The 18,971-nt window shown below is 71.2% G+C and carries 18 protein-coding genes and 1 tRNA gene; 10 read left to right on the plus strand and 9 right to left on the minus strand.

The window, feature by feature from the left end; translation table 11 throughout:
• Positions 1-94 precede the first annotated feature (94 nt).
• A complete protein-coding gene (locus BT341_RS04770; RefSeq protein WP_072475099.1) occupies positions 95-1,198 on the minus strand; it encodes a S1 family peptidase in 1,104 nt (367 codons plus the stop codon).
• 480 nt (positions 1,199-1,678) lie between these two features.
• On the opposite strand from BT341_RS04770, the gene BT341_RS04775 reads away from it, so the two are divergent.
• The gene (locus BT341_RS04775; RefSeq protein ID WP_072475100.1) at positions 1,679-4,588 is read left to right on the plus strand and encodes an ATP-binding protein; all 2,910 of its coding nucleotides are present in this window, start codon (positions 1,679-1,681) and stop codon (positions 4,586-4,588) included.
• 127 nt (positions 4,589-4,715) lie between these two features.
• Positions 4,716-5,324, plus strand: coding sequence for a DUF1345 domain-containing protein (locus tag BT341_RS04780; protein WP_072475101.1), 609 nt, complete (start codon positions 4,716-4,718; stop codon positions 5,322-5,324).
• Here the strand turns inward: BT341_RS04780 and BT341_RS04785 are convergent, their stop codons facing one another.
• From BT341_RS04785 to BT341_RS04800, 4 genes are all read right to left on the minus strand, one after another.
• Positions 5,325-6,032, minus strand: a complete 708-nt coding sequence (locus BT341_RS04785) for a G1 family glutamic endopeptidase (RefSeq protein WP_072475102.1) — start codon at positions 6,030-6,032, stop codon at positions 5,325-5,327.
• A 226-nt stretch (positions 6,033-6,258) separates the two neighbouring features.
• Positions 6,259-7,308: an ABC transporter substrate-binding protein gene (locus BT341_RS04790; protein ID WP_072475103.1), complete on the minus strand. Its 1,050-nt coding sequence runs from the start codon at positions 7,306-7,308 to the stop codon at positions 6,259-6,261.
• Between the two features lie 13 nt (positions 7,309-7,321).
• Complete coding sequence (locus BT341_RS04795; RefSeq protein WP_072475104.1) at positions 7,322-8,206, minus strand: ABC transporter permease; 885 nt, start codon at positions 8,204-8,206, stop codon at positions 7,322-7,324.
• Positions 8,196-9,002: an ABC transporter ATP-binding protein gene (locus tag BT341_RS04800; protein ID WP_072475105.1), complete on the minus strand. Its 807-nt coding sequence runs from the start codon at positions 9,000-9,002 to the stop codon at positions 8,196-8,198. Before BT341_RS04800 ends, BT341_RS04795 begins: the two co-directional genes overlap by 11 nt.
• A 192-nt stretch (positions 9,003-9,194) precedes the next feature.
• Between BT341_RS04800 and BT341_RS04805 the strand changes: the two genes are divergently transcribed.
• Positions 9,195-10,778: a sensor histidine kinase gene (locus BT341_RS04805; RefSeq protein ID WP_072481784.1), complete on the plus strand. Its 1,584-nt coding sequence runs from the start codon at positions 9,195-9,197 to the stop codon at positions 10,776-10,778.
• Positions 10,775-11,434, plus strand: a complete 660-nt coding sequence (locus tag BT341_RS04810; protein ID WP_072475106.1) for a response regulator — start codon at positions 10,775-10,777, stop codon at positions 11,432-11,434. The genes BT341_RS04805 and BT341_RS04810 overlap by 4 nt, the downstream gene beginning before the upstream one ends.
• A gap of 4 nt (positions 11,435-11,438) precedes the next feature.
• Here the strand turns inward: BT341_RS04810 and BT341_RS04815 are convergent, their stop codons facing one another.
• Together BT341_RS04815 and BT341_RS04820 are read right to left on the minus strand one after the other, a co-directional pair.
• Complete coding sequence (locus BT341_RS04815; RefSeq protein WP_072475107.1) at positions 11,439-12,068, minus strand: hypothetical protein; 630 nt, start codon at positions 12,066-12,068, stop codon at positions 11,439-11,441.
• A gap of 190 nt (positions 12,069-12,258) precedes the next feature.
• Positions 12,259-13,077, minus strand: coding sequence for an SDR family oxidoreductase (locus BT341_RS04820; RefSeq protein WP_072475108.1), 819 nt, complete (start codon positions 13,075-13,077; stop codon positions 12,259-12,261).
• Positions 13,078-13,209: 132 nt separating this feature from the next.
• Here BT341_RS04820 and BT341_RS04825 point away from each other — a divergent pair, with 132 nt between their 5' ends.
• Together BT341_RS04825 and BT341_RS04830 are read left to right on the plus strand one after the other, a co-directional pair.
• Entirely contained in the window at positions 13,210-14,013 is an 804-nt protein-coding gene (locus BT341_RS04825; RefSeq protein WP_072475109.1) for a trypsin-like serine peptidase, read from the plus strand.
• Positions 14,014-14,020: 7 nt separating this feature from the next.
• Positions 14,021-14,245: an RNA-binding S4 domain-containing protein gene (locus tag BT341_RS04830; protein ID WP_072475110.1), complete on the plus strand. Its 225-nt coding sequence runs from the start codon at positions 14,021-14,023 to the stop codon at positions 14,243-14,245.
• 153 nt (positions 14,246-14,398) lie between these two features.
• On the opposite strand, the gene BT341_RS04835 is transcribed toward BT341_RS04830, so the two are convergent.
• Positions 14,399-15,340, minus strand: a complete 942-nt coding sequence (locus BT341_RS04835) for an Ldh family oxidoreductase (RefSeq protein ID WP_072475111.1) — start codon at positions 15,338-15,340, stop codon at positions 14,399-14,401.
• A 102-nt stretch (positions 15,341-15,442) separates the two neighbouring features.
• Here BT341_RS04835 and BT341_RS04840 point away from each other — a divergent pair, with 102 nt between their 5' ends.
• The 3 genes from BT341_RS04840 to BT341_RS04850 all read left to right on the plus strand — a co-directional run bounded on the left by BT341_RS04840 (position 15,443) and on the right by BT341_RS04850 (position 16,850).
• Positions 15,443-15,724: a DUF2277 domain-containing protein gene (locus BT341_RS04840; protein ID WP_072475112.1), complete on the plus strand. Its 282-nt coding sequence runs from the start codon at positions 15,443-15,445 to the stop codon at positions 15,722-15,724.
• A 30-nt stretch (positions 15,725-15,754) separates the two neighbouring features.
• On the plus strand, positions 15,755-16,594 hold the full coding sequence (locus BT341_RS04845; protein WP_072475113.1) for a patatin-like phospholipase family protein: 840 nt from the start codon (positions 15,755-15,757) through the stop codon (positions 16,592-16,594).
• Between the two features lie 169 nt (positions 16,595-16,763).
• Positions 16,764-16,850, plus strand: a tRNA-Ser gene (locus BT341_RS04850).
• 35 nt (positions 16,851-16,885) lie between these two features.
• On the opposite strand, the gene BT341_RS04855 is transcribed toward BT341_RS04850, so the two are convergent.
• Complete coding sequence (locus BT341_RS04855) at positions 16,886-17,359, minus strand: MarR family winged helix-turn-helix transcriptional regulator (protein ID WP_177328742.1); 474 nt, start codon at positions 17,357-17,359, stop codon at positions 16,886-16,888.
• Between the two features lie 612 nt (positions 17,360-17,971).
• Between BT341_RS04855 and ypfJ the strand changes: the two genes are divergently transcribed.
• Entirely contained in the window at positions 17,972-18,898 is a 927-nt protein-coding gene (gene ypfJ / locus BT341_RS04860) for a KPN_02809 family neutral zinc metallopeptidase (RefSeq protein WP_072475115.1), read from the plus strand.
• Positions 18,899-18,971 lie beyond the last annotated feature (73 nt).

Genomic DNA, 18,971 nt, shown 5'->3' on the forward strand with positions numbered 1-18,971 from the left:
CGAAAACCTCCCATTCCCGCGGCGAGGAACAAGGGCGGGTTTCGAGTGCGCTGGAGGCACTCGAAACCCGCCCTTCCGCCGTTCCGGACCCGGCTCAGCTGGTCTTGAGCGTGGTCCCGGTGCCGGACAGCGCGGCACCGATCGGGAAGAAGTACGTCACGGTCGTGTTGCCGCCGGACAGGACGCCCTGCGCGTAGTTGCCGGCGATGAAGCCGCCGCCGGAGTCACCGGCCGCCGAGCGGACGTTGGTCGCGGTCATCCCGTACACCGTGCCCTCGGAGTAGCGGACGGTCTGGTTCTTCGCGCCGATCGTGCCGCAGGTCCAGCCGGTGGTCGAGCCGGCCTTGCAGACCGACGTGCCGGTCGCGGCGTTGGACGAGCCGCGCACGGCGGTGCCGTTGTTCATCTGCGCCAGCGGGGTCCAGTTGCTGTTCGTCCGGACCGCCGCGTAGTCGTTCGTCGGGAAGCTGTAGCGGCCCCACGAACCGAGGGAAGCACCGTTCGAGCCGGTCAGCGAGCCGCCACCGGTGAGGGCGGCGCAGTGGCCGGCGGTGAGGAAGCCCGTGGTGGTCGAGAACCCGACCGAGCAGCGCGACGAACCACCGATGTAGTACGCGTCCCCGCCGCGGATGTTGGCGTACAGCGAAGGCTGCGCGGCCGTTTCCACGATCGTGACCGCCGCGGTGTCCACACCGGACTTCGCGAGGAAGGCACCGGCGGCGCCGCGCTGGCCCGCCACGATCGAAACGGTGACGCGGTTGGTGGCAGAGTCCACGCCCCAGCCGGTCACCGCGGCGGGCGCGGCCTTTTCGGCCCGGTTCAGGGTGTCCACAGTGGAGTCCAGCTGGCGGGCGCTGAACTTGACGACTTCGGCTTCGGCGCCGGCTTCGCGGATCTTGCCGACCGCCGCGGCGTTCGTCGTGAGCACGTGCGCCTTGCCCGTGGCCGCGTTGTAGGTGGCGCCGCCGAAGGCGTCGCCGAGCGCTGCGCGGACGGCTTCGGTGACCTTGTTCGCGACGTCCTCGTTCTTGAGCCGCGTCAGCACCTGGTCGTGGGTCAGGCCGAGGTCGCGCTGCATGGCGGGCACGATGTCCGGGTTCAGCAGGTCCTGGCCCGAGGCGGGGACGGCGACCGCGACGAGCGCACCGGTCGTCATCACCGCGGCGGCAGCGGCACCGAAGAGTCTGGCGATCTTCATGCTTCTCCCTAGGTGGTTACGCGCGGCTCTGCACCGGCCACGCAGTGGTGCTCCCCCGGGTGAGGGTCCCCGCAGTGGGCGTTACGGTGCAATCCGGGCACCCGGCGAATGCGTATACGCATTCGGAGTGGACGAATCCCCTGCTCCAAGCAGTCGCCGCCGCGGGTCGTCACCCGGTCGGACAGGTCCGTAAGTAGGGTTTCCGTTAACTACTTTCCGTATCCACCCCTGGTCCCGGAACGCGTGAAGCGCCGCCGGAACGCGCGAACCGCCACTGATTCGCACGCGGCGTGACGCCGGACCGGCGGTTCCCGCGGCAAACCGGTGACAGTCGGTAGGCGGACGTGTGAGGACGGTACCGGCCGCGTATTCGGTGAAAGGTTTACGGACGCACAACCGCTGCTTAGGCTCCCGCGCACGGTGTCTCCCGGGGCCCGGCCCCAGACCCCATGGCCAAACGGTGTGCGTCGAGGAGGTCACATGTGGCTCACGACCCCCCGTCCCACCTCGGTCTCCGTCCGGTCCGGACCCGCCCGGCTGACCGGCCGCGACACCGAGCTGGACGCCATCGTCGCCGTGCTCCGGCGGCGCCCGGCCGCCGTGCTGATCGAGGGCGAGCCCGGCATGGGCCGCACCCGGCTGCTCGCCGAGATCGGGCGCCGCAAGGAGTTCGGCGGCGGCCGCGTGCTCACCGGCGCCTGCCAGCCGCTGCGGGAACCGTTTCCCTACGGGCCCGTCCTGGAAGCGCTTCGCTCGGTCGGCGACGCGCCCCTCGGCCCGCTCAGCCCGGTCGCCGGCGTGCTGCGGCCGTTGCTGCCGGAGCTCGCGGAAGCGCTTCCTCCGCGTCCCGAACCCCTCGCCGACCCGGTGGCCGAGCGCCACCGCGTGTTCCGCGCCGTGCGGGAGCTGCTCCACGCGTGCGGACCGGCCCTCGTGCTGATCGACGACCTCCAGTGGGCCGACGAGGACACCCGCGACCTCATGCGGTTCCTCGCCGGCGCGATGCCGCCGGAGCTGGCGGTGGTCGCCACCTACCGGTCGACGACCGACGTCCGCCCGGGCCCGCTCGGCACGCCGTTCCGGACCGACCCGGCCGTCCACTCCGCCCGGGTCGCGCTGGGCGCGCTCGACGCCGCCGCGGTGCGCAGACTCGCCGTCGAAATCCTCGAACTGCCCCGGGTCACCGACGAGTTCGCGGCGAAGCTGCACGAATGCACCGCCGGGATCCCGTTCGTGGTCGAAGAAACCCTGCGCGCCCTGCGGGAGGCGGCCGAGCGGTTGCCGGTCGGCGAAGTCCTGTCCGACCGGATGCTGGAGAACCTCGAAGTCCCGGTGCTGCTGCGGGAGGCCGTCACCGAACGGCTTTCCGCGCTGCCCGAGCCCGCCGTGCGCCTCGCGGGCGCGGCGGCGGTGCTCGGGGTCGGCGCCGAAGCCGCGGTGCTCGGCGAGCTGGCCGGGCTGTCCGAAGACACGCTGCGCGGTGCGCTGCTCGCCGCGTTGTCCGGCGGAGTACTCGGCGAAGTGGGCGACAGCAAGTACGGCTTCCGGCATCCTTTGGCACGCAAGGCGGTCTACGACACCGTGAGTGGGCCCGAACGCGCGTTGCTGCACGCGCAGGCGATCCGCGTACTCGCCGCCCAGCCGTCACCGCCGCTCACACTGCTGGCGCGGCACTCCCGCGCGGCAGGGCGTGTCGACCAGTGGCGTCACTACGCCGAAGCGGCCGCCGACGAAGCCGTGACGCGCGGCGAGACGTCCCGCGCGATCGACCTGCTCCAGTCGGTGCTCGCCGAACCCGGCCCCGCCCAGGCGGACATCGGGCGCGTGGCGGGCAAGCTGAGCCAGGTCGCGTTGCGCGGCTTCCGCCCCGACGTGATCGGCACCCTGCAACGCGTCCTCGAAGAGGTGGCGCTGCCGCCGTCGGTCCGCGGCTCGATCCGGCTGAGCCTCGGCATGCTGCAGGTCCGGACCATCGGCGGGCTCGGCCGCGGCCGGCTCGAGGTGGAGCGTGCGATCGGCGAGCTGACCGACCGGCCCGACCTCGCCGCGCGCGGGATCACGCTGCTCGCCCAGCCGATCGACGGGCTGACGCCGTTGTCCTGGCACGAAACCTGGCGGGCGCGGGCGAACGAGGTCTACGAGCGGCTCGACGACCCCGAGCTGCGGCTCGCGCTGACCGTCGACCGCATCGCGGCCGCGTCGCACGTCGGCGACGGCTCGGCGTGGGCCGAGTTCGAGGCGCTCTCGGACACCGTCGGCACGGTCGCCGAGCGCGTCCAGCTGGCCCGGTTGTGGTGCAACCTCGCCGACGGCCAGTCGTGGGCCGGGCACCTGGAACGCGCGGACCGGCTGGTGACCGAAGGCGTCCGGCGCGCGACCGACGCGGGCGCGCTGTACGCGATCGGCCTGATCCAGGGCACCCGCGTCCGGCTCGACTGGGTACGCGGGCGCTGGACCGGGCTGGCCGAGGCCGCCGAGCAGCTGCGGGACAGCTACCCCGAGCTGGGGCCGATCGTCATGGAGTCCTCGCTGGTGCTCGGCGGGCTCGCCGCGGTGCGCGGGGAGTTCGCCGCCGCGCAACGGCACCTGGCGGCGGCCAGCGTCCACGCGCCGGACCGGGGCCCGATCCCGGTGGTGCTCTCGGCGGCCGGAGTGCTGATTTCGGTGCTGCTGGCGACCGACGACGTCGACGGCGCCTGCGCGGCGGCCGACACGGCGGTGGCCGCGGCCGGCCGCAAGGGCGTCTGGATCTGGGCGGCCGCGCTCGTCCCGGCGGCGGCGCAGGCGTACGCGCGGGCCGGCCGCTGGCCGGAGGCGGACAACGTGGTCGAGGCGTTCGCGCGGGGCATCGAGGGCCGGGACGCGCCGGTGGCCGCGGCGGCGCTGGTGGCGGGCCGGGCGGTGCTGCTCGAAGCCCGCGGGAAGCACCTGGCCGCGGCGGCGCTGTTCGACGAAGCCGCATCGGGGTACTCCGCGCTGCCGATGCCCTACCCGGCGACGGCGATGCGCGAACGCGCCGCGATGTGCCGCCTGGCGGCGGGCAACCGGGAAGCCGTCGAGGAACTGACGGCGTCGGCCGAGGCGTACGAACAGCTGGGCGCGACGCGTGACGCGGGCCGGTGCCGCCACCAGCTGCGTGAACACGGCGCCTGGGCCCCTTCGCAACGCGGCCGGCGCGGGTACGGCAGCGAGCTGTCGCCGCGGGAACGCGAAGTCGCGCGGATGCTGGCGGAAGGCCGGACGAACCGGGAGATCGCGGACGGCCTGTTCCTCTCGCCGCGCACGGTGGAACAGCACGTCGCGAAGGTGCTCCGCAAGCTCGGGGCCCGCTCACGCACGGACGTGGCCCGCAAGCTCCCGAGCGACATGACCGCCGCCCCGGCGTCCTGAACTTTCCTGGCAGGACGCTGAGTGCGCGTTGGCGCCCCGGGCACCGCCGTCCTACGTTGAGCGCGTGACAGAAGAGGCACTCCCCGCGTGGCGCCGCCGAACCTCCGGCGAGACGCGCTGGCCGGCGATGGGCGTCGTCGTCGCCACCCTCGTGCTGCAGGTCGCCCTGCCCGACGACATGGCGTTGCACCCGTGGTGGCTGCTGCCTGCCGTGTCCGTGCTGCTCGTGGTGGCCCTGCTGCTGGTCAACCCGGGCCGGATGTCGCAGTTCAGCGCCGTCGAGCGGACCATCGCGCTGCTGCTCGTCGCGACCGTGACCGTGGTGAACGCCGCGTCCGCCGTCGGTCTCGTCTACGGCATCGCGACCGGCACCGTCGGCGACCGCGCCGGTGCCGTGCTGGTCACCGGCGGGGTCGTCTACTGGACGAACATCGTGGTCTTCTCCCTCTGGTACTGGGAGTTCGACCGGGGTGGCCCGGGCAGGCGGGCCGCGGGCCGGGCGCAGTTCCCGGACCTGCAGTTCCCGCAGATGGCCGATCCCGGACTGGCGAACCAGGACTGGGAACCGTCCTACCTGGACTACCTGTACTTCTCGTTCACCAACGCGGCGGCCTTCAGCCCCACCGACGTCATGCCCCTGCGGATCTGGGCGAAGATGACGATGATGCTGCAGGCCGCCGTCTCGCTGGTGCTGGCGGTGATGGTCGTCGCGTGGGCGATCAACAACCTGAAATGACTAGTGGCGCGAGATGGTGAAGCTCTGGCCGTCCGAGCCGATGGCGCCCGGGATCCACGTGTAGGTGCCGCGGTCGTCGGCGTCGAGCGCGGACGGGTTCGTCGAGGCCAGGTTCGTCCCGTTGAACTTGACGCCGGTGAACTTCACGCCGCCGGAGATCGAGGGGTACGAGTCGGTCGGCGACTCGATGATCGCCTCCGCCGACGCGTGCCTCGACGTCAGCGACTTCGTCGTCGACTTGGACCAGCCCTTGGTCGTGTCGGACAGGTCCAGCCGGTAGGTGTTGGTGGCGGTGCGCGTCACGGTCGCGGTGATGTGGTCGCCGGCGCTGACCGAGACGTTGTAGTACACCGGCGCGGCCGGGTACATCTCGTACCAGGCGGAGTACACCGGGCTCCCGCTGGCGCAGTCGGTCTCGACGCCGGTCTGTTCCACTGTGGACGATCCGTCGCCGTCGATGCCGACCCACGGCGCGAACAGGTCGTTGGTGGAGTTGCAGGTCACCGCCGGTTCCGTCCAGCTCGCCGTGGCCGTGGTGAAGCTGCCGAAGCTGACGTAGCCACCCCAGTTGCCACCGGCGAACTGGTGACCGTGGAAGTGCGCACCGAAGACGGCGCCGTGGGCCGTGCCGGAGACGGCCAGGCCGGCCGCCGCGGCGGCGGTAACGGTGAGCATGCGGACAGCGCGCGAAGAGAAGAACCTGGCCATGCGGGGACTCCGTTCACCGATGGGGACCGGGAAAACCGTGTGCCCAAGTGTTGGAGCCGGGCAGCCGGGAAGGTAGCTACTTTCGAAGGGTCTTCACATTCCGGGAAATACTCACCAATTTGCCGGTTTTCCGCCGTATTGAACGAAAAGACCCGTGAAGGCCTTCACGGGAAAGGCCTTCACGGGTCATCGCGCTCACCCACCGCCCGGTCAGGTGAACGGGGCTCTAGCCCTGTTTCGCGGCCGCGTCGACGAACTCGGTGGTGTACGTCTTCGACAGGTCGATCTTGTCCTTCTTCGGCTGCACGTTCTTCGAGAAGCTCGACAGCACCTCGAGCACGTTCTTCGCCCCGGCGGCGTCCATCTTGCCGTCGCCGTTGAACATCCCGATGCTGTCCTTGATGGACTTGACGTACAGCGCCTTGTCACCGCCGCTGTAGGACGGCGGCATCTTCGCCGCGATCTCCTCGGGGCTGTGCTGGCCGATCCACTTCAGCGTGGCCACGAAGGCGTTGGCCAGCTTCTGCACCACGTCGTGGTTCCGGTCGACGAACTCGCAGCTCATGTACAGCGACGAAGCCGGGTACAGCCCGCCGAGCGCGGCCTTCGTGCCTTCGGCCGTCCGCAGGTCGTAGAGCACCTTCGCCTTGCCCGTGTTGGTCAGCTGCGCGATGGTCGGGTCGGTCGTCATGCCGCCGTCGATGCCGCCGTTGTCCAGGCTGGCGATGAACGTCTGCCCGGCGCCGACCTTCACCGGCGTGTACTGGTCGGCCCCGACGCCGGCCTTGGCCGCCAGCGCCTTGGTGAGGAAGTCGGTGGACGACCCGAGCGACGTCACGCCCAGCTTCTTGCCCTTGAAGTCGGCCGCACCCTTGATCTGGTCGGCGTGCGCGGTGCCGACGACCTCGGCCTCACCGGGGATGTTGGCCAGCTGCACCACGCTCTTGATGCACTGGTCCTTGGCCTGCAAGTCGATCGTGTGGTCGTAGAACCCGACCACACCCTGCACCTGACCCGCGACGAGCGCGGTCTCGGCGTTGGCGCCCGACTGCTCGCTCTGCAGGTCGACGTCGATGCCCTGGGCGGCGAAGTTGCCCAGCTGCTGGGTGAGCATGGCCGGCAGGTAGATGACCTTCTCCAGGCCACCGACCATGATCGTGACCTTCGGCTTGCCTGCCTCGCCCGTCTGGACCTCGTTCGAGCCACGGCAGGCGGTGGTCGCGGCCGCCACCAGGGTCAGCGCGGCCAGCGCGCCGGCGATACGGCGAATCCTCATCGATTCGTTCCTTTCAGATGACGGTCTGGCTGGAGGTGGACATCGAGGGCCGCCAGCGCAACAGCCGGTTCTCGAGGTTTCCGATGCCCCATTCGGCCACCAGGGCGACGACGGTGATGATGATCATCGCGGCGTAGATGCCCGCCGAGTCGAAGGTGCCCTGCGCGTTCGAGATGAGGAAGCCGATGCCCGCCTTGGACCCGGCGTACTCGCCGACGACCGCGCCGATCAGCGCGAAGCCGAACGCGGTGTGCAGCGACGACAGAATCCAGGACGTCGCGCTCGGCAGCACGATCGCCTTGATCACCTGCATCCGGCCCGCGCCGAGGATCCGCGCGTTGTCGATCAGGTTGCGGTCCACTTCGCGGGCGCCGGTGAAGGCGTTGAAGAACACCACGAAGAACACCAGCACGACGACCGTGGCCACCTTCGACGCCAGCCCGAGGCCGAACCAGATCACGAACAGCGAAGCGAGCACGATGCGCGGCACGGCGTTGGCGGCCTTGATGAACGGCGCCAGCACGTCGGCCAGGTACTGGCTGCGCCCCAGGACCACGCCGAAGATCACGCCGGCCACCGCGCCGATGGCGAACCCGACCAGCGCCTCTTCGACGGTGACCCACAGCTGGTACCAGATGGACCCGAAGTCGGTTCCCTTCGTGAACCACTCGACCAGCCGCTCCCAGATGCGGGAGGGCATCGAGTAGTAGAACGGGTTGATCCAGTAGGTGGCGGCCAGCTCCCAGCTGCCGAGCCAGGCGACCACCAGCGCCAGTCGCAGCAACCAGGTGTTGCGCTTGCGGCGCGACGAAGCCCGCTTCGCCCGCGTGAGGATGTCCTGCTCGGTTTCCAGCACCGGGAGGGACGCGGCCGGAGCCGCCGGTGTCTCAAGCGACATTGCTCGCTCCCTTCTCGCGGGCCTTGTCGACCTCGCTGCGCAGTGATTCCCAGATGTCCGCGTAGAGCTTGCGGAAGTCCTCGGTGAGCCGGAGGTCCTCGACCTTCCGCGGCCGCTCCAGCGGGATCTCGAAGACGTCCTTCACGGTGGCCGGGCTCGTCGTCAGCACGACGACCTTGTCCGCGAGCGCGATGGCCTCGTCGAGGTCGTGCGTCACGAAGATCACCGCGGCACCCGAACCCGACCACAGCCGCAGCAGCTCGTCCTGCATCAGCGACCGCGTCTGGACGTCCAGCGCCGAGAACGGCTCGTCCATCAGCATGATCTTCGGCTTGGTGACCAGGGTCTGGGCCAGCGCGACGCGCTTGCGCATGCCGCCGGAGAGCTGGTGCGGGTAGTACTTCTCGAACCCGGCGAGCCCCACGCGGGCGATCCAGTCGACAGCCTGCGCGCGGGCCTCGGCCTTCGGCACACCGCGGAAGCGCGGGCCGGAAGCGACGTTGTCCAGCACCGAACGCCACGGCATCACCGCGTCGGTCTGGAACATGTAGCCGACACCGTCCGGAATGGACTTCACGTCCTCGCCGTTCACCCGCACCCGGCCGGCGGACGGCGGCTGCAGCCCGGAGACCAGCGAGAGCGTCGTCGACTTGCCGCACCCGGTGGGGCCGACGACGGCGACGAACTCGCCGGGCTGCACGGTCATGGTCAGATCGCGGACGGCCGTGTGCACGGACCCGGACCCGCTCGGGAACCGTTTGGTGGCTCCGGTGAGTTCGATCAGTGGGGGAACCATGGTGGAGGTGACTCCTTCGTCACGTGGTGGGGCTCACGTTGGGAAGGGACGTTAAGGAGCGGTTGCGCCGAGGTGAAGCTTGTCGACGTTCTGCGTCGCAACTGCGCGTTCTGAATGTTTTGCTCATTTAGCGCATCCCGCTGACCAGGGGGTATGTTCCCTGCCATGCCAAAGTGGGCGCTCTTCCCGCGCATGCGGTTCAGCCGGCAGGTGCTGCTGCTGCAGATCGGCGTGGTCGTCCTCGTCGTCGGGATCGGCGTCGCGCTGGTCAGCGCGCTCCTGTCGCGGACCCTCACCAACCAGTACGGGGAACGGGCGCTGGCCATCGCGAAGTCCGTGGCGGCGGACCCCGTCGTGGTGGCGAAGGCGGCCGCGAAGATCCCGGGCGGCGCACTCCAGGAACGGGCGCTGGCCGTGCGCGAACGGACCGACGCGCTGTTCGTCGTCATCACCGACGACAAGGGCATCCGGCTCGCCCACCCGACGGCGAGCGAGATCGGCAAGAAGGTCAGCACCCCCGCGGACCGGGCCCTCGCCGGCGAGGACGACGTCAGCGCCGTCCAGAGCGGCACGCTCGGGCTGTCCGTCCGCAGCAAGACGCCGATCTGGACGCCCGACCACCGGCGCGTGGTCGGCGAGGTCAGCGTCGGCTTCGACGTCTCCGACCCGACCGGCGACTTCAACCGGCTGCTGGCGAGCACGCTGCTGTTCGCCGGCGGCGCGGTGCTGCTCGGCGCGGGCGCTTCGGCGCTGCTGAACCGGCGGCTGCGCCGCGTCACGCACGGCCTCGAACCACACGAACTGACCGAGCTGCTCTACGAACGCGAAGCCGTGCTGCACGGGATCGGCGAGGGCGTGCTCGCCGTCGACGAGGCGAACCGCGTCTCGGTGCGCAACGACGAGGCCGAACGCCTGCTCGGCACCGAACTGCCGATCGGCGCGGCGCTGGGGGAACTGGAACTGAGCCCGCGGCTGCACAAGGCCGTCGCGGAAGGACGGCCGGTCGACAACCTCCTGGCCGTGGCCGGAAACCGGGTGCTGGTCATCAACTCCCGCGCCGTGCGCCTGGACGACCGGCCGATCGGCACCGTGCTCACCTTCCGCGACCGCACCGACCTCGACACGCTCACCCGCGAGCTCGACGGCATCCGCGCGCTTTCCGACGGCCTGCGCGCGCAGCGGCACGAGTTCGCGAACCGGCTGCACACGCTCTACGGCCTGCTCCAGCTGGGTCACCACGCCGAGGCCGTCGAGTACCTGCAGACGCTGACGGACTCGCCGTCGGCACGGCCGAGCGAGCTGGGCGACGCCGTCGCCGACCCGTACCTGCAGGCGCTGCTCGTCGCGAAAACCGAGCAGGCACAGGAAAAAGGGCTCACGCTGAAGCTGGCCGAAGACACGTGGGTGCCCACGGCCGTGACCGACCCGATCGCCGCGAACACCGTGATCGGCAACCTCGTCGACAACGCGTTGCACGCCGCCCGGATGGGTCCGCGACGGCCGGCGACGGTCGAAGTCAGCCTGCTCGCCGAAGGCGACACCCTGCACCTGTCCGTTTTGGACAGTGGCACCGGAGTTCCCGGCGAACTGCGGCGGACGCTGTTCGACGAAGGCGTCTCGACGAAGATCGCGCCCGGCCACGGGCTCGGGCTGGCACTGGCCCGCCAGGCGGCCCGCGCCCACGGCGGCGACGTCTGGCTGGCCGACCCCGGCGGCGGCGAGACCGGCGCCCTGTTCGTCGCGAAACTCCCGGGAATGCTCACGGAGGACCGATGATCCGCACGCTCATCGTCGACGACGACTTCCGGGTCGCCGGGGTCCACGCCGGGTTCGTCGAGGAGGTCCAGGGCTTCGCGGTGGTCGGCACCGCCCACACCGCCGCCGAGGCGCGCGCCCGCGTCCGGGAGCTGTCACCGGACCTGGTCCTGCTCGACGTCTACCTGCCCGACGAGTCCGGGCTCGTCGTGCTGCCGGAGCTGCAAACCGACACGATCGTGCTGTCCGCGGCGACCGACAGCGCGTCCGTCGCCGCGGCGATCCGGGCGGGCGCGCTGAACTACCTGATCAAGCCGTTCACCACGCGCCAGCTCGCGGAGCGGCTGACGTCGTACGCGCGCTACCGCGGCCTGCTCGCCGAAGACCGGGCACTGGCGCAGGACGACGTCGACCGCGCCTACCGCGTGTTGCACGACCAGGACCGCACGTCGGCGCCGAAAGGCCAGTCGACGGCGACGGCACGCCTGGTTTCGGAGCAGCTGCGCAAGGCGGGCCGCCCGCTCTCGGCCGCGGAGGTCGCCGGCGAGCTGGGCATGGCGCGCGCGACGGCGCAGCGGTACCTCACGGCGCTCGCCGAGTCGGGCACGGTCCAGATGCGCCTGCGCTACGGCGCAACCGGGCGCCCCGAACACGAATACCGCTGGTCCGGGGCCTGACCGGTCAGCGCCGCGTGCTGGTCGGCGTGTCGATGCGGTACTGCTGCATCATGCTCTCGGCGACGCCGACCCAGGACTGGACCAGGCCGGCCGACGGCTTCGGCTTGGCCGACGACGGCAGGTCCACGCGCGGCTCGTCGTCCTCCGGCGTGGCCTTCTTCGCCTGCGGCTTGCCCTGCGCCTGGACGTTCTTCGGCGCCGGCTTCTCGGGCACCGGCACGTAAACGGTCGTCGGCGCCGGTGTGGCCACCGGCGCGGGCGGAGCCTGCGGGTGGGGCGCGGGCGCTTCGGCGACGGCCGGGCGCGGGTCCAGCTGGGCCACGTCGGCCGGGTTCGGGCCGAACAGGCCGCCGGTGGCCATCCCGCCCGCCAGCCAGCCGACCGCGACCAGCAACACCGCGGCGCCGCTGCCGAGCCACGTGCGGGCGCGGCGCCGGATCACCACCGACTTCGGGCGCAGGTCCTGGTCGCACACCGGCGGCCGGGTGTAGATCGGCTCGTCGGCGGGCGCCTCGTCGTCGGTGCGGCGGCGCCGGGGCAGGCTCGCCGCGATGATGCCGGTGCGGTCCAGCAGCTCGACCGCGGTGCGGTCACTGGACGAACGGGTCGCACTGCGCGGTGCGGTGCGAAGCATCGGGGACCTCCGGTACGGGGCTCGCGGACCCCACGCATTCTGGACCATTTCGGACGGCCCTGTCAGAAATGCAACTCCATTGAGTGAAGCGGCATCCCGGCGGGCCACCCGCGCACGGCGATCCAGAGTGTCCTCCGACCTCCATTCCCGGCCAGGCCGTTCGCCCGAAAGTCGCAACGAGAACGAAAATTCAGCTTTCCATCTGCTTGAGACCGCGCCGCGCGAGGACGGCCAGCGGCCGCTGGTAGGCCGAGCCGAGCACGCGCGGGATGGCGTCGATGACGTACGCGTCCGGTCCGATGAGGATGCGCGCCGACTTCCGTTCGATGCCGCGCAGGATCGTCTGCGCCGCCTTCTCGGGTGTCGTGTGGGCGATCCGGTCGAAGCCCTGGGCGGCCTTCTCCTGGTCGTCGGCGAGACTGCGCGCGTTGCGCACGATGTTCGTCTTGATCCCGCCCGGGTGCACGCAGCTCACCGCGACCGGGTGCCGGGCGATCAGCATTTCTTCGCGCAGCGCTTCGGTGAATCCGCGGACGGCGAACTTAGCCGCGTTGTACGCGCTCTGCGTCGGCACGCCGACGAAACCGAACACGCTGGAAATGTTGACCACGTGCCCCTCGCCGGAAGCGATCAGGTGCGGCAGGAACGCCTTGGTGCCGTTGACGACGCCGCCGAGGTTGACGCCCATCAGCCAGTCGTAGTCCTCGAAGGTCATCTCCTCGACGGTCGCGCCGAGCGCCACACCCGCGTTGTTGACGATGACGTTGACCTTGCCGAAGTCGTCTTTCACCTCGTCGGCGTGCGCGAGCACGGCCGCGCGGTCGGCGACGTCGAGCGTGTACGCGCGGGCGTTGTCGCCGGCGAGCTTCGCCGTCTCCTCCGCGTTCGCGGTGTTGACGTCGGAGAGCGCGACCCGCGCCCCGCGCCGGGCGAACTCGAGCGCCAGCGCCCGTCCGATCCCCGATCCCGCCCCGGTGATCACCGCGACCTTGCCCGCGAACTGCTTCATCGGCCCTCCCTGGGTGTTACTCCGGAGTTACGGATACTAGCGCCTGTGAGGTTGCTGTGGGTGTGCTGATCGTGTCGGTGCGGCGCCTTATGGTGAAAGGGCGAACCCCAGGGCCGAGCGGACGAGGAGGCGATGCGCGTGCGGCGGCCCGCCGTCCTGCTCAGCCTCGCCGCGGTCCTGCTGATCGGCGCGGCTTTCGTCGTCTTCGCCACGCGGCAGCCGCGGTCCGCGGGCGCGACGGTCCCGGAAACCACCGTCGTCGAAGCGGCGCCGGTGTCGACCCCCGACCTGCCCGCGGGTTCCAGCGCCGCGATCGGCGCGTTGTTCGTCGACGGCGCGCACTACTGCACGGCCAGCGTCGTCCACAGCGACCAGGGCGACGTGCTGCTGACCGCGGCCCACTGCATCCACGACGGCGAGGGCGGCGACTACCTCACCGGCATCACGTTCGCGCCGGGCTACCACGACGGCGTCGCGCCGTTCGGCTACTGGGCGGTGTCGGACGAGCTCGTCGCGCCGGGCTGGCGGACGTCGTCGGACCCGGACCTCGACGTCGGCTTCGCGACCGCGCACCAGACGGGGAACCCGCGGACCCTGGAGAGCCTGGTCGGCGCGAACACCCTGGCCACCGGGACGGGGTTCGAGCAGCCCATCACGCTGACCGGCTACCCGGACGACTCCGAGCAGCCGGCGATCTGCCGGAACACGACGAGCCGCCAGGACACCTACCAGCTGAAGGTGGACTGCGCGGGCTTCCCGACGGGCACCAGCGGCGGGCCGTGGGTCACCGGCGAGAACCCGAAGACCCACCTGGGCACGGTGATCGGCGTGATCGGCGGCTTCGAGTACGGCGGCAACGACCCGGACACGTCGTATTCGAGCTACTTCGACACGGACGTGCAGGCGCTCTACCGCCAGACGACCGCCCGGGCATGATGCGGGTATGAGCGATCCCGTCGACGTACCGATCACCGGCGAGCCGATCCGCCTCGGCCAGTTCCTGAAACTGGCCGGCCTGGCGGAGGACGGCTCCCACGCGAAGGACCTGATCGACGCGGAGGAGGTCACGGTCAACGGCGAGGTGGAGACCCGCCGCGGCCGCCAGCTGACCGACGGCGACATCGTGGCGGTCGGCAAGGACCGCGGCAAGGTCGTCCTGGTCCACTGACCCGAGCGCCCCAAGGCCACATTGGTTGCGTCAGACGCACCGAAGGCCGCCTTGGGTGCGTCAGACGCACCGAAGGCCACATTGGGTGCTCCAACCCATGCCCCCACCGCCGCCCTCAGCGGAGGCCGTCTTGGGGCGCTTGCGTCCGCGCGGTCAGCCCACGCTGGTCAGCGGCGGCAGGCCGAGCGAGGCGGCCAGCGCGTCCAGTTCCCGCCGTACCGGGCCCGCCAGCGGTACGCCCAGGGCCCGGCACTGCTCCAGGTGCTGCGCCTCGCGCCAGCCGGGGTAGCGGATCGGCGCGCCGCCCTCCCAGCCGAGCATGCTGCCGAACAGCGCGCTCGCCGCACGGTAGAAGCCGTCCGGGCTGCGCAGGGTCGTCGGGGCGATCGCCAGCACCAGCAGGCCCGTGTCGTGCTCGTGGTCGGCAACGCCGGACAGCACGCCGGCCAGGACCTCGACCAGCAGCGACAACCCGGCGGCTTCCGGGCCAGGACGGTCCATGTCGAAGACGAACTCCGGGTAGGCGCCGCCCGGCGCCGCCATGCCCAGCGGGTTCATCGGCTGGCCGGGTTCGCCGCCGGCGGCGAGCACCAGCCCGATCATCGCGTGCGGCAGGGCGCGCGCTGCGTGGTGGCCGGCCCGGCCGAACGGCCCGACCCCGCGCATCGACACCAGCCCGACGCCGAAGCGGCCGGCCCGCGTCACCGCCCGGTCCATCGCGTCGCCGACCGCCCACAGGCCGGACGCCCGCCGGTAGTCGACGAGCGCGGCGGCCCCGCGGTCGGCGATCATCAGCGGCTCGGCGTGCGGCACGACGAGCCCGTCCTTCAGCAGTGGCAGGTGGACCCGCGTGAGGTCGGCGACGCCGGTTTCCGGTGAGCCGGTCAGGTCGCCGTGGCACAGGGCTTCCGCGGCCATGCGGGCGCGGACCTCGGGGAAGCCGTGCGCGGCGAAGACGTGTGCCACGAGGGTGACCAGCTCGTCGGCCCGCACACGCGGCCAGGCCTGTTCCGGGATCGGGGTTTCGCGGGGTTCTTCTTCGAGGATGCCGGGTTCGGGGCGGGCGGAGCGGAAGGGACGCGGTCTGAGAGGCACTCACCCGACATTGCCCAAGCGCGTGTTCGGGCGTCAACGAGGTTGGCGCGGCCCTACCCGACTGTGTGATCCGGACGTCCGAAGAGTCGTACCCTGGGCGGCATGTGCCGAAACATCACCACCCTCCGGGGGCTCCAGCCGGCCGCGACGGGCGAGGAGATCGAGGCCGCGGCCCGCCAGTACGTCCGCAAGGTGACCGGGGTGCAGTCGCTGTCGGACGCCACCCGCGAGCCGTTCGAGGCAGCCGTCGCCGAGATCGCGGAGATCACCGCGCGGCTGCTGGAGCAACTGCCGGAGCGACGCCAGCCACCGGCGACCGTCCCGCCGCTGCGGCGTCCGGAAGTCCGGGCGCGGATCGCGGCCCAGGCGATGAAACGCCCCTGAATCGTCGGACGGTCCCGATAGGCTGCCCGCATGGGTGGACAGGCTTTGGTACTGGGCGGCGGCGGAGTCGCCGGAATCGCGTGGACGACGGGATTGCTGACGGGACTGGCCGACCACGGCCAGGACCTGACCGGCGCGGACCTGCTGGTCGGGACGTCGGCGGGCGCGGCCGTCGCGGCGCAGGTGACGAGCGGGCGGTCGCTGGAGGAGCTGTTCGCGCGCCAGGCCGACCCGGCGCTGCAGGCCCCGGAGATCCCGGCGGACGTCGACCTCGAGAAGTTCGCGGCCGAGTTCGGCGGCGCGCTCGCGGGCGCGGCGTCGCCCGCGGAGGTCCGGCGCGCGGTCGGCAAGCTGGCGCTGGCGGCCGAGACGGTGTCCGAAGCGGACCGTCGCGCGGTGATCGAGGCGCGCCTGCCGGTGCACGAGTGGCCGGAGCAGCGCCTGGTGATCGTGGCGGTGGACGCGGAGACGGGCGAGCCACGCCGCTTCGACCGCGAGTCGGGAGTGTCCCTGGTCGACGCGGTGGCGGCGAGCTGCGCGGTCCCGGGGATCTGGCCGGCGGTGACGATCGGCGGCCGCAGGTACGTGGACGGCGGAGTCCGGTCGGCGGACAACGCCGATTACGCGGCGGGCGCCACGAGGATCACGGTGGTGTCACCGCTGGGCGACAGTGCCCCGCTCCCGGCGGAGAAGCCGTTGAGCGAAGTGCTGGCGGACTTGCGCGCGGCGGGCGCGGAGGTCGCGCTGGTCACGCCGGACGAGGCTTCGCTGGCGGCGATCGGCCAGAACCCGCTGGATCCGTCGACCCGCACCCCGGCGGCGGAGGCAGGACGGGCGCAGGGTGCGGCGCTGACACTGAACTGGAGCTGACCCGCGGGCGCCGGCACCGTGGCAACGGTGTCCGGCGCTTCCCGGGCGCACAGGTGGGCACGTGGCTCGAAGCACCACCGCTGCGCACTAGCCGCCGCCGCTCTCCGGAGCAGTTCCGCAGGCGGGGCCCAGGTCGTCCCGGACTCCGTCGGCTACCCTCGTGGGGCGAGGTAGCGTGTCCGAGCGGCCGAAGGAACATGTCTTGAAAACATGCGAGGGGGCAACCTCTCCGTGGGTTCGAATCCCACCGCTACCGCTCCAGGCCCCGGGCGCGGAGTAGCCGCGCCCGGGTCAGCCGTCCACCTCGGTCAGGTGGCCCAGCACCCGGTCGAACGCGGCGGCGATCGTCGCCTGCTCCTCGGGGCTCAGCAGGTCGATCAAGTGCTCGCGGACACCCTCCACGTGCGTCGGCGCCGCCTTTTCCAGCAACGCCTTGCCTTGGTCGGTGAGTTCCGTGATGACGCCGCGCTTGTCCTCGGGGTCGCGGACGCGGCGGACGAGGCCCGCGTCCTCGAGGCGGCCGACCTGGTGGGACAGCCTGCTCTTCGTCGATCCCATCAGGACCGCCAGCTCGGACATCCGCATCCGGTGGTCGGCCTGCATCTCCAGGCACACCAGCACTTCGTAGTCGGTCAGCGACACCGCGTGCCGGTCGGACAGCTCGCGGTGCAGCCGCTGCCGCAGCCGCAGGGTCGCCACGATGTAGGAGCGCCACGCCGCCATCTCGGCTTCGTTCAACCACCGCACTGGACGCTCCTCGGCCATAAGGCAGCGTAGAACGGTGATCAAGGCACCGCACGATCCGACGCCGAACTGCGCGCGGGGAAACACACGGCCGCAACATCGCCCGAAGGTGGGGTCACGAAAAGGTTGAGACTCGGCCGGAAAAGGCGCATTCTGCTTGTCGGCGGAAGGTCGGCCAGGGTATGCGGCGCGACATCGGCGACGTGCCGGCCCGGCTCTCCCCGCCGGGAGAGGACAGGTGGTTGCGTGGCGGGTGATTCTCGCGGTTGACCGCCCGCTGTGTCCCCGCGACCGGAACGGCATCCGAACGGGCCGGGCGCGATTGTGAACAGCACCCGCGCGGGCTTCCATGCGTCTCACGCATACGGCGTCGGTCGGGCCTGTATCAGGTCACGACCTCGGCAGTCGTGACGACAGCGCCTGAACGCCGGCCCGGTCCGCGGCCAACCGCTCGACCAAAGACACAACCTCGGTACAGAGCCTGGGTGTGGCCGTCAGCGCGACGGCCGCACCCAGGCTCGTTGCCAAGCCGACCGAAAGCGGGCGGACTCGACCCGCGGCCAACTCGGTCACCGGCCATTCCGCCGTGGCTGCCGGTCGGCCTGGTGACCGTCCAGACAGTACGATTTGCCGGTGAGATTCGACGACGACGCCGGCCTGGACGCCTCCGAGGTCCAGGACCTGCGCGGAAGCGGTGGTGGCGGCGGCGGGATCGGCGGCCGCGTGGCGCTCGGCGGCGGCGGACTCGGCGTCGTCGGGCTGATCATCTACTTCGTGCTCTCCCAGCTCGGCGGAGTGAGCACCGGCGGCAGCGGCCTGAGCGGCGGGCTCGGCAGCGTCGGCTCCGGCCAGCAGGTCGACAACTCGAAGCTGTCCAGCGAGTGCAAGACCGGCGCGGACGCCAACAAGAACCACGACTGCGCCATCGTCGCGATCGTCAACTCCATCCAGGACTACTGGACGCAGCAGTTCGCGCGCTCGGGCTCGACGTACCAGAAGGCGCCGACGAAGTTCTTCAACGGCGGCGTCCGCACCGGCTGCGGCAGCGCGACCTCCGACACCGGCCCGTTCTACTGCCCGGCCGACTCCGACGTCTACATCGACCTCTCGTTCTTCAACGAGCTCAAGACCCGCTTCGGCGCGCAGGGCGGCCTGTTCACCGAGGCGTACGTGCTGGCCCACGAGTACGGCCACCACGTGCAGAACCTCCTCGGCACGTCGCGCAAGGGCACCGGCACCGGCCCGACGTCCGGCTCGGTGCGCCTGGAACTGCAGGCCGACTGCTACGCGGGCGTCTGGGCCAACCACGCCTCGACAACGCCGACCGAGAGCGGCAAGCCGCTGATCACCGACGTCACCCAGGACGACGTCGCCTCCGCGCTGGACACCGCGTCCCGCATCGGCGACGACTACATCCAGGAGAACCTCGGCGGCGGCCAGGTCGACCGCTCGAAGTTCACCCACGGCACGTCGGCGCAGCGCAAGAAGTGGTTCACCACCGGCTTCCAGACCGGCGACCCGGCCCGCTGCGACACCTTCGGCACCAACAACCTCGGCTGACCCGAGCGCCCCAATGTGGCCTTCGGTGCGCCGGACGCAACCAAGGCGGCCTTCGGTGCGCCAGACGCAACCA

The organism is Amycolatopsis australiensis (assembly GCF_900119165.1).
In the GTDB taxonomy this organism is placed as follows: Bacteria; Actinomycetota; Actinomycetes; order Mycobacteriales; family Pseudonocardiaceae; genus Amycolatopsis; species Amycolatopsis australiensis.

What these genes read in the sequence shown, in the direction of transcription:
- BT341_RS04770 (WP_072475099.1), bottom strand. Translation starts at nt 1,198, where the DNA reads ATGAAGATCGCCAGACTCTTCGGTGCCGCTGCCGCCGCGGTGATGACG.
- BT341_RS04775 (WP_072475100.1), top strand. Translation starts at nt 1,679, where the DNA reads ATGTGGCTCACGACCCCCCGTCCCACCTCGGTCTCCGTCCGGTCCGGA.
- BT341_RS04780 (WP_072475101.1), top strand. Translation starts at nt 4,716, where the DNA reads ATGGGCGTCGTCGTCGCCACCCTCGTGCTGCAGGTCGCCCTGCCCGAC.
- BT341_RS04785 (WP_072475102.1), bottom strand. Translation starts at nt 6,032, where the DNA reads ATGGCCAGGTTCTTCTCTTCGCGCGCTGTCCGCATGCTCACCGTTACC.
- BT341_RS04790 (WP_072475103.1), bottom strand. Translation starts at nt 7,308, where the DNA reads ATGAGGATTCGCCGTATCGCCGGCGCGCTGGCCGCGCTGACCCTGGTG.
- BT341_RS04795 (WP_072475104.1), bottom strand. Translation starts at nt 8,206, where the DNA reads ATGTCGCTTGAGACACCGGCGGCTCCGGCCGCGTCCCTCCCGGTGCTG.
- BT341_RS04800 (WP_072475105.1), bottom strand. Translation starts at nt 9,002, where the DNA reads ATGGTTCCCCCACTGATCGAACTCACCGGAGCCACCAAACGGTTCCCG.
- BT341_RS04805 (WP_072481784.1), top strand. Translation starts at nt 9,195, where the DNA reads ATGCGGTTCAGCCGGCAGGTGCTGCTGCTGCAGATCGGCGTGGTCGTC.
- BT341_RS04810 (WP_072475106.1), top strand. Translation starts at nt 10,775, where the DNA reads ATGATCCGCACGCTCATCGTCGACGACGACTTCCGGGTCGCCGGGGTC.
- BT341_RS04815 (WP_072475107.1), bottom strand. Translation starts at nt 12,068, where the DNA reads ATGCTTCGCACCGCACCGCGCAGTGCGACCCGTTCGTCCAGTGACCGC.
- BT341_RS04820 (WP_072475108.1), bottom strand. Translation starts at nt 13,077, where the DNA reads ATGAAGCAGTTCGCGGGCAAGGTCGCGGTGATCACCGGGGCGGGATCG.
- BT341_RS04825 (WP_072475109.1), top strand. Translation starts at nt 13,210, where the DNA reads ATGCGCGTGCGGCGGCCCGCCGTCCTGCTCAGCCTCGCCGCGGTCCTG.
- BT341_RS04830 (WP_072475110.1), top strand. Translation starts at nt 14,021, where the DNA reads ATGAGCGATCCCGTCGACGTACCGATCACCGGCGAGCCGATCCGCCTC.
- BT341_RS04840 (WP_072475112.1), top strand. Translation starts at nt 15,443, where the DNA reads ATGTGCCGAAACATCACCACCCTCCGGGGGCTCCAGCCGGCCGCGACG.
- BT341_RS04845 (WP_072475113.1), top strand. Translation starts at nt 15,755, where the DNA reads ATGGGTGGACAGGCTTTGGTACTGGGCGGCGGCGGAGTCGCCGGAATC.
- BT341_RS04855 (WP_177328742.1), bottom strand. Translation starts at nt 17,359, where the DNA reads ATGGCCGAGGAGCGTCCAGTGCGGTGGTTGAACGAAGCCGAGATGGCG.